The sequence below is a fragment of the Bacillus sp. 2D03 genome (assembly GCF_003946765.1).
Taxonomy (GTDB): domain Bacteria; phylum Bacillota; class Bacilli; order Bacillales; family Bacillaceae_G; genus Bacillus_A; species Bacillus_A cereus.
The window spans coordinates 33,296-49,455 of the sequence record NZ_RPSJ01000014.1; the positions used below are offsets into that span (position 1 = coordinate 33,296).

Sequence of the window (16,160 nt, forward strand, 5' to 3'; positions counted from 1 at the left end):
TATGTACACACTATAAGCGTTTCTGTTACGCCAAAAGAGCCCTTCCTCTCTGTCACTGCGATACATATTACTAAAAACATTATAAAAACATCCCACAACTCTACATTATAATTTATGTAAAATTGTGAGATATTCTAATTACTATCTAAACACTTAAGATTTTCAATTGCTCTTTCTGTTCATCGCTTGCCATTACTGCGATTGTTTTTTCAATACTCGGATGTACTTGCTCAAGCTTTACACTTGCTCCTACTTTATTTGATTGCTCAACAAAATTTAATAATGCCATAGCTCCTGATACATCCATATAACGCACATCTTTCATACGTAAAACAACCGGTGACTTCACATCTTGTAAAGTAGAGAAAATACGATCTACTGATAGGAAAGAGAGCGGCCCTTGAATTGTGTACGTTTCTTCTTTTTCTTTTACGATAGAAGTTTTACGTTCTTTACATTTCACCATATATATGATGAACGAAAGAATAATACCAAAGGCAACAGCAATCATTAAATCGAACTTCACCGTTACAATCATCGTTACGAGCATAACAACGACATCACCTTTAGGAGCGACATGCATCTTTTTCATGCTTCCCCAATCGAACATTCCAATACCAGTTAAAATTAAAATACCTGATAATACAGCAAGTGGAATATATTGTACGACCGAACCAAGACCCATAATAAAAATAAATAAGATAACACTATGCATACATGCCGAAAGTGCCGTTTTACCGCCACTTCTTATATTCACGATAGACCTTACAGTCGCACCTGCACCTGCTAATCCGCCAAACAATCCGCTCATCATATTACCGATACCTTGTCCAACGAGCTCTTTATTACTTTTATGACGTGTACCTGTCACATTATCCATTACGACCGATGTTAACAACGAGTCAATCGACCCTAACAAAGCAATACTAAGCGCTGGTAAAATAAGTGCTGCTATTCCTGTTCCACTTAAAGATGGAATATGAAGCGTAGGTATCGCTTCTGGAATAGTTCCAATCTTTTCAATTACTTTATTTAGTGAAAGATTTCCGATAATCGGTAACTTTACTGTAAGTCCTTCGAGTAGAGAAGAAAATAAAGGAAGCAAAGCTGTCACACCGACTAGTGCTACTAAACTAGACGGAATCGCCTTAATCCATTTACCAGAAACAATCATTACAATAATCGTTAACACAACAAGTAGAAAACTATTTTGTACGTGTTTTATTTCGCCTAAAATAATGATTAATGCAATACCATTCATAAATCCTGAAACGACAGGATACGGAATATATCGAACGTAAGAACCGAGCTTACATACACCGAATAAAATTTGAAATAATCCTGCCATCATAAAGGCAATAAAACTTGCCTCTAACCCGTGCGTCGCAATAACTCCTGTTGCAATAACGGTAATCGGTCCAGTTGGCCCTGTTACTTGCCCAGGTGTCCCGCCAAATAACGCTGCGAATAAACCTGCAAAAATTGCACCATACAATCCAACAAGCGCTCCCTCAGACGTTCCTGTCGCAGCAATACCAAACGCAATCGCAAGTGGTAACGCAACAATCGCAACAGTAAATCCTGCTAAACATTCCTTTGCTATTTTTTGAAACATAAAAAAACCACCTTTGTATAAAGTCCATGTTCCATTGTACACCTAAAAAGATACATTCGTTAGCTCACTTTTTACATTCTCGTGACGTAAACGTATTCAACGAAAAGTTTTCCCCTTATCTTTGGAAACAATTGCAACTATGCTATAATGAACAAATTAAATCTTTTACTATATACTTGGAGGCACTATGCTAACTTTTGAAGAAAAATTATCGATTATTGAATCTTTCCCAGAACTAGAAAGAAAGAACGTATCATTAAAACGTGTAAACTTCCACTTTGAAGAAAGTCGTTTAGATAAAAAGAACGTTGTATTTCATTTACACCCAAATGGAAATGGATTTGTATATGCAAGCGGTATTAAAGGTTATAAAACAGATGATAAAGGTATGGTTAACATCCGTGAGTTTTCAGCAGAGGAGTTACGTTCAGTAATTGAGAAATCAATTGACCTTCTATCACAAGAAGAGGTAGTAGCACCTGTAGAACCTGCGAAAGAAGAAGAATGGCAGAACGAAGATGGTCATATTCTTACTCTTATTTCAGAGGATGACATGTGGAACGTGTACGCTGGTGTAAACTTAGACGGTACATTCAACTCTTATCCAGAAGCTGCGGAATACCTTGATGAAGAAGGCTTTTCACGCAAATAAAAATAGAAACCTATTTCATTCAACGACTTTTATAGTAATCAAAGAAGACACTTAAGGTGTCTTTTTTTGTTATATAAACTCCTTTCTCACACTATCTCTACTAATTTTCATAAAATGATTCAGAGGAGGTTTATATGAATACAACTGCTAAATTAATAAATTGGAAAGAACATGGCGATATGATTATTCTAGAATGTGAATTAAATGGAAAAAGCTTCGAGATATCAACATATAAACAAAGAATATATAATGCACACCTTTTATCAGATGACGTTTATATTCGTTTAGACTCATCTGATAATATAATTGGAATAAATATTTATAAAAAGTAAGAAAAGCCCCCTATTCCGTAGGCGGGCTTTATCTTTATCACACAATATCAGAGTATACTCTCTTTTTTTCATACAGTTTATGTAATTATACATATTCATCAAAAATACACTAAATGAATATTACATGTAGTAAAATATAACTTGTGGGCACGTTCTATAAAGCAGATTCTTTTAAAAGGCGTAACATATCAATTATTATAGGGGATGTGGCGTCACTTCAATATTGATCTCAAATCTCTTGTCTTTTGTGAACTAACAATCTAGTGTATATAGACGATTCTGCTTTATAGTATGTGTTTACACTCATAACAAAGGGGTAATGGTAATACGGATAGATTCGTATGAAATGAAATGGTTCAAGTCGAAGAGAGGCACCTTAGGGTGCCTTTTCTTTTTGTATTACATCCACTTTGTTTTTCCACCTTATTTCAAATGCGCTAATTAACCTTCACCAAGAAGAAATGAGAATTAACAAAGATATTGTTTCTTCTGTTTAATATAGAAAAATGAAGGATACCCCATAGATATGGGGCATCCTTCATTTTCTATTTTTTCGCACCTTTCAACGACTCCCTCAGTACAAACTTCTGCAACTTCCCGCTCGCATTACGAGGGAGTTCATCTACAAATAAATAATGACGCGGACGTTTATAATCTGCTAGTTCATCACTTTCTTTGCAATACGTTTCTAAATCAGCTTCTGTTATTGTTTCATCTTTCTTCACAATAACTGCCACAACACGCTCTCCCCATAATTCGTCTGGCTCACCAAGTACCGCCACATCTAATATACCAGGATGACTATGAAGGAAATCTTCAATTTCACGAGGATAAATATTTACGCCACCGCTAATTACCATATCATCAACGCGATCAGCAACGAATAAATAACCGTCTTTATCAAAATAGCCTAGATCACCAGAATGATACCATCCTTTATACATCGATTTTTTATTCGCTTCTTCACGATTATGATAGCCAGCCATCATAGTTGGGCCGCGCAAAATAATTTCTCCCACTTCATAAGGAGGTAATACATCCTCTGGTTCTGCCGGTTCATCCTCGTTCGGTTTCACAATACGAACTTCATGGCTAAAGCATGGCGTGCCTGCTGAACCAGCTTTCGTAATTTGATCCTCCTCTACGAGAAACGCAACAACTGGTCCCATTTCTGTCATTCCGTATATTTGAACAAGATCAATATAAAGGCGTTCTTTACATTCCTTCACTAACGCCGGTGCCATTGCTGCTCCGCCGTATATACCAATCTTCATCGAAGTTAAATCATACTGAGCTAAATCTTTTTGCAACAACATATTCCACATCGTCGGCGCTGCAAAGAACGTCGTAATCTTTTCTTCTTGAATCGTATGTAATACTGTTTCTGTATCAAAATGATGCAAAATAACATTCTTTCCACCAACTTGAATGCGTGGTATGATTCCGGCATTTAATTCACCACAGTGATATAAAGGCGCCACAACAAGCCCTACACTATCTCTATTATATTTAAGGAAATACGTACAAATCATACTATGCTCAGTCATTTCACGATGACGATGTAATACGCCTTTCGGATGACCTGTCGTACCGCTCGTATAAAGCATTGAACAATAATCCATTTCATCAATTTCGATATTTACTTTCTCAGAAGATGCTTCATTCACTTTTTCATGGTAGGAACTTGCATAGGAAGGTTTATCGTTTTCTATAGACCAAAAAGATGTATTTGGAAAATCTCTTTCAATTATAGCAACAGTTGACTCAACTGCTTTTTCAAAGACAACGACTTTCGAGGATGCGTCCTGAAGAATATAAGATACTTCTTTTGCTTTTAAGCGGAAATTAATCGGGTTAAAGATCGCTCCAATTTTCGCACAGGCTAAGTAAACGTTTACAAATTCACGGCAATTATATAAGTAAACAGATACAGTATCTCCCTTTCTTACCCCTTCTTCTAATAGAGCATGCGCCGTTTTATTTATTTGTTCATCCCACTGTTTATACGTCCAGCGAATATTCTTTTCAGGTTCCACTAACGCCTCTTTATTCGGATACTTACCAACTGATAAATCAAAAATTCTCCCTATCGTCATGTACATGCCAACAATTTCCCCCTTTTCTCTTTCATAAATCTATCATTTCGTCCATAAGTAGACATTGTCCTTTAATGATTTGACTAATTTTTCTGATTATTATCGACATAGTTTTACATACGGTGCCGCTAAACGGTAAATGAAATTATATCAGCGTTTTTCCAGATATATCGACCGTAACTTGAAATATATCAGCGTTTTTCAAAATATATCAGCGCAACTCGAATTATATCAGCGATTTTTCGAATATATCGACTTACCGACAAAAACTGACAAGATATAATCGGACCGCCCGTTACTGCAGGATAAAAAGAGGTTGTTCCGACTCGGAACACCCTCTTTCTTCTTATGCAAATAGCTCTTCTAAAATTTTCAGTTTATCTTCTGTATATTTTACGAAGCCATCGTTATATGATTTTGGATCTTTCGGATTTGCGAAGTGAGTAATTGCTCCCGTCTTCGGATGAACAAATTTACTTGATGCACCACAGCCAAGTCCGATAATTGATTGTACTTCTTCCATAATGACAATGTTGTAAATACTTTCTTGCGTCGGCATTGCATAACCAACGTTCTCTAAGTTACCTAAAATATTCTTTTGACGATATAGGTAATATGGTACGTAATTATGCTTTTGCGTCCACTCTTCTGCTTCGTGCATCATCGCTGTAATTTCTTCGCGACCTGCTACTTTATATTTACGTTTGTTTTGCGTCATTTCAGAAGCACGTTTAAATGATAACGTATGAACTGTTAATGATTCTGGCATTAACTTTTCTGTTTCATCTAACGTATGCTTGAAGATATCTAACCCTTCACCAGGAAGACCAATAATTAAGTCCATATTAATATTGTTCATTCCCATTTCACGAGCTAAATGGTATTTCTCAATTGTTTCTTCTACAGTATGATGACGTCCAATTGCTTTTAGTGTCTCTTGATGGTATGACTGTGGATTAATACTAATACGGTCAATATTCCATTTATTTAACACTTCTAGCTTTGCTGGCGTGATCGTATCTGGGCGACCTGCCTCAACTGTTACTTCACGCACATTTTTCACATCTGGGAACGCTTCATACATTTCTTCATACAGCATATCCATCTCTTCTGCTGTAATACTTGTAGGTGTACCGCCGCCGTAATAAATCGTCGTAACTTTTACACCTTTTTCTTTTAAAAACTTACCAATTTCACGAACTTCATAATGTAAACCACCCAAGAACGAATCAACAGAGCCTTGGCGTCCATTAATCGCATAAGCCGGGAATGTACAATATGCACATTTCGTTGGGCAGAACGGAATACCGATATAAATACTTACTTCTTCTTTCAAACGGTATAAATCCGGAACAACTGCTAATTGGCAATCAACAATGCGCTGAAGAAGTTCAATTTTCTCTTCATGAATTAAATAACTTTCACGAAGCTCTTGATGCGCTTCTTCTTTTGACATACCATTTTGAAGCATTTTATGAAGAAGTTTCGTCGGACGTACTCCCGTTAAAATACCCCAGCTTTGTTCAATACCAGTTAACTGCTGAAGAACAGAAAGATATACATAAGAAACAACGTGCTTCACTTGCTTCATACGCTCTTTTTCATCTGTGAAAGCAGATAAATCTTTCGAGAATGTTTCTTCATACACATTTCCTGTGCTAACATCCGTTAATCGAGCGGATGCTTTCACATTATCCTCAATGTGTATATCAACGATAAGATTCGCTTCCTCTTGTTCAAATCCAATCGTACTATCTTCAAAAAATAAGCCGCCAATATTTTGTAGCGGACGTAAAAAACGATCATCTTGTAACGTTTTAATTGAAATTAACAACATTATCACCTTTTCATTTGCAAACTCTCTTTAGTTTACTTGAAGGGCGTTTACAGGTCAATACAGAAGGTTTTACCTGTTTCTCTTACATTTTTTCAAATAATTCTTTTTATGAATATCGCTCATGTATATAGACATCATCATTTTCTCTTGTTAAAATTTATTAGTACTAAAATCGATACATAGTGAAAATACAATATAAAAAGGAGGAATGTTAACACTAGATTCCATAATCTAATGTGTTAAAAAAAATATGAAAAAGAAATTTTATAGTGTTTTAACTCTCTCTCTTGCATTACAAACTGTTCTTGCACCTACTTATTCATTTGCAGAGAGTGCTGAAAAATCCGCTGAAGTATATACGGAAGATCAAGTTTTTAAAAGTATTAAAGAGCATGTTAATGAGCATAGTACTCATGAAGAAGATATCGAGGTTACTGGCCAGTTCCTACTATACACTTCAAAAAAACATTCATTATATACCGCGAATGATTTAAAAAACAAATCGAATATCGAGATTACAGAACAAGTCGTAACGGCGACAAAGAAAAAAGGAAATGCTTATTACATAACGACGCCAACTGGCGCTGGATGGATAGATAACAATGATAATAGCTTAGAAGTTCAAGAGATTCATAAACTATCTAATCAAAAATTAATCGTAAAAGAAGAAGCTTCCATACATGCCCTTCCGTTCCAATCATTTAAAGAAGAAGGGAAACTACAGCCACAAGTCATAACTCCTACTGAACAAGCTGGAAATTGGTTTAAAGTCCAAATAAATGAAACAACAAAATGGATTTATGCACCTTCTGCTACATTTGAAGGTACAAAAGCTTCATTATTAAAAAACAGTCGTACTGCTAAAAATAGTTTATTGAGATCGCCAGAAGCTCTACAAACAAACAATATTTATGGCGTTACATTTAAAGAAATGATTGTCCCAAAAGGAAATGACGATATTCGCCCTGGCTACCCGATGGTGCCTAAATATATTACGATTCACGAAACGGCTAATACAGCGAAAGGTGCCAATGCTCTAAATCATGCAAAATTCTTAGATAATCAAGCACGCGGAACAGCTGATCGTGCCGCATCTTGGCATTTCACAGTAGATGATAAAGAAATTTATCAACATCTTCCAGTAAATGAAGTTGGATGGCATGCTGGAAATAAAACTGGAAACTATGAATCTATCGGAATTGAAATTGCCGTTAATCAAGATGGAAACTATGAAAAAGCGGTAGAAAATGCCCGTAAATTGGCAGCTTATTTAATGAACGACTTAAATATTTCTCTAGATAAGGTCCAAAAACATCAATTTTGGTCAGGAAAAAACTGCCCTGCGTTTATGATTCAACGCGGACAATGGGATGCTTTCTTAAAAGGAACTGAAACATACTATAAGGAAAACCAAAAAAATCCCGTAACTGATGACATTACAGGTGGATGGTATGAACAAGACATTCGTCAATTAGCAGCTAGAGGCATTATGCAAGGAGAAGGGAACGGCAAGTACTTCCCAGAACGTCTTGTAACGCGTGCTGAATTTGCTACACTAATTACTCGTGCTTTACAATTACCAAGTGGAAATGCTAATTTCACAGACTTAGAACAAGTACACCCATCGTTAAGAGACGGTATTAATCGTGCAGCAAGCGCAGGCATAATCCGCGGACGTGGTGATAATACATTTGATCCAAATACTACAATTACACGCGAAGAAGCTGTTATTATGATCGATCGTTCTCTAAAACACGCTGGTATTTTTGCAAAACAAGTTGAACTACCATTCGTAGACCAAAACTTAATTTACGCTAAAGAAGAAGTACAAAGAGTGTATGGATATGGAATTGTAAAAGGTAATGAATTTAATCAATTCGTACCAAAAGGACCATCACAACGTGCACACGCAGCTGCATTTATAAACAGAATGCTTAGCGTAATTGAAGCTTAACATATTTATCATTCCATATAGATATTTTCATTTTATCTGTATTCACTTAAAAGGCATCAGAGATTATATATCTCTGATGCCTTTTATACATCTTTTAACTATTTTTAGCCATGAATCTTAAACGTATTCCTAATAACAGAAGCATAAAACCGATGAATGGAACGTAATTCGTATTGTGTCCTGTAGCTGGAAGTTGTTGATTATTAGAAGAACCTTGTCCTTTTTCTGGTAAATTAGGTTTTTCTACTCCCTCACCTGGTTTTTCTGTTCCTTCACCCGGCTTCTCTGTTCCTTCACCTGGCTTTTCTGTTCCTTCACCTGGCTTCTCTGTTCCTTCACCTGGCTTCTCTGTTCCTTCACCTGGCTTCTCTGTTCCTTCACCTGGCTTTTCTGTTCCTTCACCTGGCTTCTCTGTTCCTTCACCTGGCTTCTCTGTTCCTTCACCTGGCTTTTCTGTTCCTTCACCTGGCTTCTCTGTTCCTTCACCCGGCTTTTCTGTTCCTTCACCCGGCTTTTCTGTTCCTTCACCTGGTTTTTCTGTTCCTTCACCTGGTTTTTCCGGACCTTTTTCTGTATCTTTTTTATTTGTAATTTGAAGCCTTACAACTTCAATTTTTTCATTAGAAATCGTAAATTTCATTTCCTTATCGGATAAAGTATATCCTTCTGGCGCTTGGATTTCTTTTAAAGTATAATCTCCTGGTTCTAACTTCTTAGAAGTCGCTTTACCGCTCTTGTTTGTTGTTAATGTGTCGATTTTTGTTCCGTCTTTCCAAATTTCAAACACTGCGCCTGCTAATATTTTATTTGTATTATTGGCGTCTACCTTTGTAATTTCTAATTGACCTGTAATTTCTTCTTTCACTTTTTCATTCATAACTTCTTGTTTTACTACTTCGTTCGCTACAACTTTTACTTCTACTGTCACTTCTAGCGCCTTATAACCTTCCGGTGCTTTCGTTTCTTCTAACGTGTACTTTCCTGGCACTAAGTTTTCGAATTTCACAACGCCGTCTTTATTCGTTGTTTTCGCTTCTCCAACTACTTGACCAGCTTCGTTCTTTAATTTAAATTCCGCACCTGCTAGAACTTTTCCACTCTCCGAATCCTTTTTGATTACTTGTAAGCTTCCTAGTTCTTTTGCGTTTTTTACTTGTACTTCTACTACTTTGTCTGCTTCCACAACGACTTCAATTTCTTCTTTTAACAACTTATATCCTTGTGGTGCTTTCGTTTCTTTTAATGTGTACTTTCCTGGCTCTAATTTCTGTGAAACTACTTTACCAGTTTTATCTGTTCGTAACGTATCTACTTTTTTACCATCTTTATACACTTCGAATTCTGCATCTGATAATACTTTCGTTTTATCTTCCGCATCTACTTTCACGATTTCGAATTGACCCGTTACTTTTTCGGGGATCTTTTTATTCACCACATCTACAGTCACTACTTTATTAGCCTCTACATCAACAGAAACTGAACTAGATGATAATTCATATCCTTTCGGTGCTTCTACTTCTTTTAATGTATAGCTTCCAACTGGAAGTTGTTTCGATAAGGCTTCACCTTTATCATCTGTAACAATTGTTTCCACAACTTTCCCATCTTTATCGATAACATCAAATTTTGCACCTGGTAGAAGTTGACCAGATTCACTATCTTTTTTCAATAATTTAAATTGGCCATTCTCTACTTTTCTCGTATTCTTCATAACAAGTTCAATTACGTTTGTATTATCAATTGTTACTTTGACTGGTGTATCAACTTTTATATATCCTTCTGGTGCATTTATTTCTTTTACAAAATAGTCACCAAGTGGTAAATCTTTAACTTCCGCAATACCCTTTTCGTTTGTTGTAACAGTAGCCACAACGTTATTATCTTTGTCTATAACATCAAATTTTGCGTCTTTTAAAACAATATTTTCATCTTTTTCATCAACTTTTTTAATTTGTAAATGTCCTTTTTCAGCTGCTGGTTTATTCCACTTTGGCCAGTTAAATTTAAAGTTATGAACCTCAAAACCATCTCTTTGGTGTAATCCTCCAACATAGGCTTGTCCATTAATAGAACCACCTTTTGTTTCTACAACTGCATTAGGTGCAAACACACTACCTACTACACCATAACCTTTAGTTGTTATCTTTGTAGCATTAGGAAATACCCAAATTACCTTACTAGCTAACTCAGTAAAAGATGAATTAGGATCGTATGCTTGAGATGTATTAATTAAATCCGTCGCCATCCCAGTATTTCTTGTATCATACAAAATTGCACCGCCACCAAAACTCACTTCTTCTGCATCTGAATAAATAACAATAAAGTCTTTATTCTCTACATTCGGAAGAAAAACGTCTTTTACATCAAATGTTTTCTTTCCAGTTTGGCCTGAAGAGACATAAATATTAGGGTTATTTAAATCTTCACCGATGCCAAAGCTCATATTAGGTTTTGGCTTATCAGTCTGTAGTTTACTTGCATCCCCGATTACACCATCAACGTCTTTTCTAAATTCTTTAAACTTAGCATCAATCTCCGCTTGCTCTTTATAAGAGATACGGTCATATGATGTTTTCATTGCGCCATCTGGGTCACCGTCTTTTGTCATCGCCACTGTTCCATCTTGAATAATTACTTGTCCTGCTCCCGCTTTCGTAAATTGACCGCCTAGTAATAATGATGGATATCCTTCATCTACCCAAGTTGCTCCAGCTAAGTTATTTGCTCCAGTTGCAGCCGCTACGACTGTATAACTTGATGCGTTCATATTTTTCTGAACAGCCATCGCACCTTCAATATCCGCACTCGTTGCACTATGATCTCCAAAAATGATGGCATTGTAATAAGATACATCACCTAAACCTTTTAATTCTGTTGTAGCTGCCTCTGCTTTAAATGGTAAGTGGATTAAAAAATTCATACATATTAGTAATACAACTATTAAACTACTACTTAACTTTTTAATTTTTTGATTAAATGATTTCCTCAAGAAATTCATTCCCCCTTTTAAACTTCCTAAAACCACAAAAAGAAGTACATATCATATGTACCAAACCTTACTCACATTAACTTAAAATAATCCATTTAAATAAAACAAAGAAACACTACAACTACTTAATAAGATTGCTACAATTCATTTTTGAAATAATACGTGAACTAAACTGTCATGCGGAAATACTTTTACGTATGGGAGCCCAATAAAATTAATCTGAAGAATATTTCATGTGGTGTAACTATTTTGGCAACATCATTCACTTTACATTAGTTTTCTAAAGGATTCAAGTGAATTGTATAGATTTCATACACAATTCATATTTTAAAACGCTTTCACTGTTTTTAATAAGATAAACAAAAAAACGTAGCCAAAAAGCTACGTTTTTCTTTCATCGTTTCGGTGTATTTTTATGATTCTTCAAAAACGGAAGCGGGAATTGCTTACGGAAATGCTCTTTAATCATATACTCTACACCGTTTTCGCTATTTGAACGTGTAATCCAATCTGCTGCTTGCTTTAATTCTACAGGCGAGTTCCCCATCGCTACCCCAAGTCCCACGTTTTCAATAACCTCTAAATCTTCCATACTATCTCCAATCGCAACCATTTCATTTAGCGAAATATTTAAATGCTCTCCAAGCAATTGTAATCCACGTAACTTTGATACATTTTGCGGCAAAATTTCTATTCGTTTTGAATCACATTCAACATACTCTACATCTTGGAATGCTTTTCTTAATGTGTTCAGTCCTCTTTCTTTTTCACCTTTACTTTGGAAAAGAACATCAATTTTTGGCGCCGCTACGGGATGGTCCCGAAGCGCATCACCTAACGAATCTACAAATTGAACTGGATAAAATAACGGATCTGCGCTTGATAATACAGTGCGCGCAATTAAGTTTGGTGTATTTCTCTCACGATTTCCTATCGAAAACCGTTCATGAGAAATACGTACGTTACAATCAAAGTGCTCTAACACTTGCACAATGTTAAAAGTCTTCTCTTCAGACAATCTTCTTTGAACGTACGGCTTATCTAACGTTGCTGAAACGAAAGCACCACCATGTGTCACTAATATAGAATCTAATTTTAACGCCTTTGCTACTTTATGAGCGGATTGAAAATTACGACTCGTAAATAACGTAACGTATACATCTTTTCTTTTCACAAATTCAATTGTTTCTCTTAATCCTTTTGCAATTTTTCCATTGTTGTATAGTAGTGTCCCATCTATATTAAGAGCTAGTAAGCGATAAATCATGTCGCACTCCCCCTCTTCGCTGTTGTACTCTATCCATAATTTATGAAATAAACCCGATAAATAGAACGAGTTAGAATTACTACTGAAAATTTGGTTTACTATATACATATACACTTAGTAAAGGAGATAGTACAATGCAGGCACCTCCTTCCTTTTATGAAGGCGATACGTTAGAAGTCGCAAAAAAATTACTCGGGCAAAAACTTGTTCATATTGTAGACGGAATAAAGCGAAGCGGAATCATTGTAGAAGTAGAAGCATATAAAGGCCCAGATGATAAGGCCGCACATAGTTACGGAGGCAGACGGACAGATCGCACAGAAGTTATGTTTGGTGCACCAGGGCATGCTTACGTATATTTAATTTACGGTATGTATCATTGCTTTAACGTTATTACAGCGCCAGTGGGCACCCCGCAAGGTGTTCTCATTCGAGCTCTTGAGCCGGTAGATGGAATAGAAGAAATAAAACTAGCGCGCTACAATAAGACAGAAATTACAAAAGCGCAGTACAAAAATTTAACGAACGGTCCTGGCAAACTATGCCGTGCACTTGGCATCACTTTAAAAGAACGCGGTGTATCGTTACAAAGTGATACGTTACATATTGAATTAGTTCCAAAAGAAGAACACATATCATCACAATATAAAATAACAGCAGGACCTCGTATTAATATCGACTATGCAGAAGAAGCTGTACATTATCCGTGGCGTTTTTATTATGAGGGGCATCCGTTTGTTTCAAAGAAATAAACGATATCGACTTACCGACAAATAAAAGAAGACTGTTCCAAAATGGAACAGTCTTCTCCTTTTACTCCGCACCTTCCGCAGTTGCAATATTATCCTCTAAATTTTCTCTTGATAATTCAGCCGCCATAAAATCTGCTGTTTCTGGAAGTGCTAAATGCATATGAGCTTTTTGACAAATTTGGATCGTGCAGTTTTCTACAACATAGTCGAAAACATGTCCGCCTCCGCTTCTTTCATCATCAATGTAATGTAAGTGGAATCCAGCTACCCCAATACCTTGTGCGTAATCTGGTGTCCAAAATCCAGCAAGCGTACCTTCTGTATTCTCAAACGAAAAGATTGGTTGCGATTTCGTCACTTCAACGAGTGGTGTATACGGTTTTTCTTGTCTTGGAACAGTTCTCGTTCTTACTTCACGGAACGTACCGTCCATTCGAATAGCGTAAAATAAGTTTTTACTTGGCATTAATTCATGTAATAACGCTTCAACTTCTTCACGATTCATCGGACGCTCTACCGTATAACTCATTTCTTTTTCAAAAAACGTTACAGTTGCAAATGGCGTTGTTTCTTCTGGCTCTACTTTTTCCGCTGAACCGTCTGAACGTAAATGATAAAATCCATTATCAAATGCAATCATTTCACCGTCTAATTGATCAAATGTGCCGATGCCGAAATCACCATGTTTTTTCAAATCTTCAAAGCTAATCACACCATCATATATACCATCTAATAGCGCAAGCATTGTAGATGTTTGATATACTTCATTACTCATTTTCGTTTTTTTTGCATCAATATCAATTAATTGCGCAACAGTCATCTCAAATCTGCCTCCATTAGTTTAATTGGTTTGGTAATAATTTTTCGCTTAATTTAATGTTGTCACGATAATCGATTGGAATATCAATAATGACAGGGCCGTCTGCTGCTAGTGCTTCTTTTAATACCCCTTCTAATTCATCAGGCGTGTTAACACGAAGACCTAACGCCCCGAAACTTTCCGCATATTTAACAAGATCAACATCGCCAAACTCTGTAGCTGATGTTCTGCCGTATTTCATCATTTGTTGGAATGCAACCATATCATATGTGCCGTCTCTCCAAACAAGATGGACGATTGGAGAATTTAAACGTACCGCCGTTTCTAACTCCATCGCTGAGAATAAGAAACCACCGTCACCTGATACGGAAACTACTTTTTTACCTGGTTCTACTAAAGTAGCTGCGATTGCCCAAGGAAGTGCAACACCTAACGTTTGCATACCGTTACTAAATAATAATCTACGTGGTTCATAAGAACGGAAACATCTCGCCATCCAAATAGAATGGGAACCGATGTCACATGTAACAGTTGTATCGTCACTAATTAAAGAACGAAGTGTACGAATCACTTGAAGTGGATGCGTAACACCTTCTGCAGGACGATTTGGAACTTCTGCTTGTTCTGATAATTTCGCACGTAATCGTTCTAACACTGCTTCTGATTTCGTACTTAATACTAGTTTCGGTAATTTCTCCGCGATGCTATTTACCGTTAAGGCAATATCACCAATTAATTCACGCTCTGGTTGGTAATCATGGTCGATATCTGCTTGATGGTCGTCAAGATGAATAATCGTTCTGTCGCCAAGTTTATTCCAGAACTTTGGATCATACTCGATTGGATCATAACCGATAGAAATAACAAGGTCTGCTTCTTCTAGTAAAATATCACCTGGTTGGTTACGGAATAATCCAACGCGGCCGAAGAAATGATCTTCTAACTCACGTGAAATGGCACCAGCCGCTTGATATGTTTCAACGACAGGAAGTTCTGTATCCGCGATTAATTCACGAACGGCTTTCGTCACTTCATTTGTGCTCGCTCTCATACCGAGTAAAATAACTGGTAATTTCGCTGATTTTATTTTTTCTACTACATATGTAATATCATTTGTGGGAGCGATTCCAAGCTGTGGCTTAGAAAGCGCACCGATAGACTCTACAGTCGTTTCCGCAGTCATAACGTCTTGCGGAAGACTTACTAAAGTAGCTCCCGGATTTGTGGAAGTCGCACTTCGAAATGCATTACTAAGTGCTTCTGGCACATTATCAGGATGCTCTACTTCTACGCTATATTTTGTGATTGGTTCGAATAGTGCAGCATTATCCATAGATTGATGCGTGCGTTTTAATCGATCCGTACGCGGTACTGCACCAGCTAAAGCAACAACGGGATCACTCTCCGCATTCGCAGTAACAAGACCTGTCGCTAAATTTGATGTCCCTGGTCCTGAAGTTACAAGACATACGCCCGGTTTCCCTGTTAATCTACCAATAGCAGCTGCCATAAATGCTGCATTTTGTTCATGACGACAAACGATTAACTCTGGTCCTCTTTCTTGCAATACATCAAATACAGAGTCAATCTTTGCTCCTGGAATACCGAAAACATGTGTAACACCTTGTTTAATTAAACAATCAACAACAAGATCTGCTCCTTTTGTTTTTGTCTTCACGTCGTTTGCTTTTACACCTGTACTCAAACTAATCATTCCTTTGTTTCATAATTTGTGTAATAAAGATTTTTAATTTCACCTAGTTAATTAATGTGGTGAAGTATCATTTATCATTATATTACAAATTCATTATTTTTCCAACAATATGAATTCGACATTATTTTGACA

At 36.6% G+C, this 16,160-nt stretch carries 11 protein-coding genes; 4 read left to right on the forward strand and 7 right to left on the reverse strand.

Features of this window, described 5'->3' with window-relative positions:
- Window positions 1-145 precede the first annotated feature (145 nt).
- Window positions 146-1,615, reverse strand: coding sequence for a SulP family inorganic anion transporter (locus EBQ15_RS25340; protein WP_000486650.1), 1,470 nt, complete (start codon window positions 1,613-1,615; stop codon window positions 146-148).
- 187 nt (window positions 1,616-1,802) lie between these two features.
- Between EBQ15_RS25340 and EBQ15_RS25345 the strand changes: the two genes are divergently transcribed.
- Window positions 1,803-2,267, forward strand: a complete 465-nt coding sequence (locus tag EBQ15_RS25345; RefSeq protein ID WP_000954998.1) for a hypothetical protein — start codon at window positions 1,803-1,805, stop codon at window positions 2,265-2,267.
- 134 nt (window positions 2,268-2,401) lie between these two features.
- Complete coding sequence (locus tag EBQ15_RS25350; RefSeq protein ID WP_001098261.1) at window positions 2,402-2,599, forward strand: hypothetical protein; 198 nt, start codon at window positions 2,402-2,404, stop codon at window positions 2,597-2,599.
- 545 nt (window positions 2,600-3,144) lie between these two features.
- Here the strand turns inward: EBQ15_RS25350 and EBQ15_RS25355 are convergent.
- Complete coding sequence (locus EBQ15_RS25355) at window positions 3,145-4,701, reverse strand: fatty acid--CoA ligase (RefSeq protein ID WP_000282002.1); 1,557 nt, start codon at window positions 4,699-4,701, stop codon at window positions 3,145-3,147.
- 340 nt (window positions 4,702-5,041) lie between these two features.
- A complete protein-coding gene (locus EBQ15_RS25360) occupies window positions 5,042-6,532 on the reverse strand; it encodes a coproporphyrinogen III oxidase (protein ID WP_001999181.1) in 1,491 nt (496 codons plus the stop codon).
- Window positions 6,533-6,782: 250 nt separating this feature from the next.
- Between EBQ15_RS25360 and EBQ15_RS25365 the strand changes: the two genes are divergently transcribed.
- A complete protein-coding gene (locus tag EBQ15_RS25365; RefSeq protein ID WP_000726531.1) occupies window positions 6,783-8,486 on the forward strand; it encodes an S-layer homology domain-containing protein in 1,704 nt (567 codons plus the stop codon).
- Window positions 8,487-8,580: 94 nt separating this feature from the next.
- Here EBQ15_RS25365 and EBQ15_RS25370 read toward each other — a convergent pair whose 3' ends face one another.
- Window positions 8,581-11,475: a SpaA isopeptide-forming pilin-related protein gene (locus tag EBQ15_RS25370; RefSeq protein WP_125653122.1), complete on the reverse strand. Its 2,895-nt coding sequence runs from the start codon at window positions 11,473-11,475 to the stop codon at window positions 8,581-8,583.
- 394 nt (window positions 11,476-11,869) lie between these two features.
- Window positions 11,870-12,742: a Cof-type HAD-IIB family hydrolase gene (locus EBQ15_RS25375; protein ID WP_000640420.1), complete on the reverse strand. Its 873-nt coding sequence runs from the start codon at window positions 12,740-12,742 to the stop codon at window positions 11,870-11,872.
- Between the two features lie 134 nt (window positions 12,743-12,876).
- Here EBQ15_RS25375 and EBQ15_RS25380 point away from each other — a divergent pair, with 134 nt between their 5' ends.
- Window positions 12,877-13,494, forward strand: a complete 618-nt coding sequence (locus EBQ15_RS25380; protein WP_001148797.1) for a DNA-3-methyladenine glycosylase — start codon at window positions 12,877-12,879, stop codon at window positions 13,492-13,494.
- A gap of 61 nt (window positions 13,495-13,555) precedes the next feature.
- Here the strand turns inward: EBQ15_RS25380 and alsD are convergent, their stop codons facing one another.
- Together alsD and alsS are read right to left on the reverse strand one after the other, a co-directional pair.
- On the reverse strand, window positions 13,556-14,314 hold the full coding sequence (gene alsD, locus EBQ15_RS25385; RefSeq protein ID WP_000215008.1) for an alpha-acetolactate decarboxylase: 759 nt from the start codon (window positions 14,312-14,314) through the stop codon (window positions 13,556-13,558).
- Between the two features lie 16 nt (window positions 14,315-14,330).
- Entirely contained in the window at window positions 14,331-16,019 is a 1,689-nt protein-coding gene (alsS, locus tag EBQ15_RS25390) for an acetolactate synthase AlsS (protein WP_000103530.1), read from the reverse strand.
- Window positions 16,020-16,160 lie beyond the last annotated feature (141 nt).

Coding starts and splice junctions, on each gene's coding strand:
- EBQ15_RS25340 (WP_000486650.1), bottom strand. CDS start 1,615: ATGTTTCAAAAAATAGCAAAGGAATGTTTAGCAGGATTTACTGTTGCG.
- EBQ15_RS25345 (WP_000954998.1), top strand. CDS start 1,803: ATGCTAACTTTTGAAGAAAAATTATCGATTATTGAATCTTTCCCAGAA.
- EBQ15_RS25350 (WP_001098261.1), top strand. CDS start 2,402: ATGAATACAACTGCTAAATTAATAAATTGGAAAGAACATGGCGATATG.
- EBQ15_RS25355 (WP_000282002.1), bottom strand. CDS start 4,701: ATGTACATGACGATAGGGAGAATTTTTGATTTATCAGTTGGTAAGTAT.
- EBQ15_RS25360 (WP_001999181.1), bottom strand. CDS start 6,532: ATGTTGTTAATTTCAATTAAAACGTTACAAGATGATCGTTTTTTACGT.
- EBQ15_RS25365 (WP_000726531.1), top strand. CDS start 6,783: ATGAAAAAGAAATTTTATAGTGTTTTAACTCTCTCTCTTGCATTACAA.
- EBQ15_RS25375 (WP_000640420.1), bottom strand. CDS start 12,742: ATGATTTATCGCTTACTAGCTCTTAATATAGATGGGACACTACTATAC.
- EBQ15_RS25380 (WP_001148797.1), top strand. CDS start 12,877: ATGCAGGCACCTCCTTCCTTTTATGAAGGCGATACGTTAGAAGTCGCA.
- alsD (WP_000215008.1), bottom strand. CDS start 14,314: ATGACTGTTGCGCAATTAATTGATATTGATGCAAAAAAAACGAAAATG.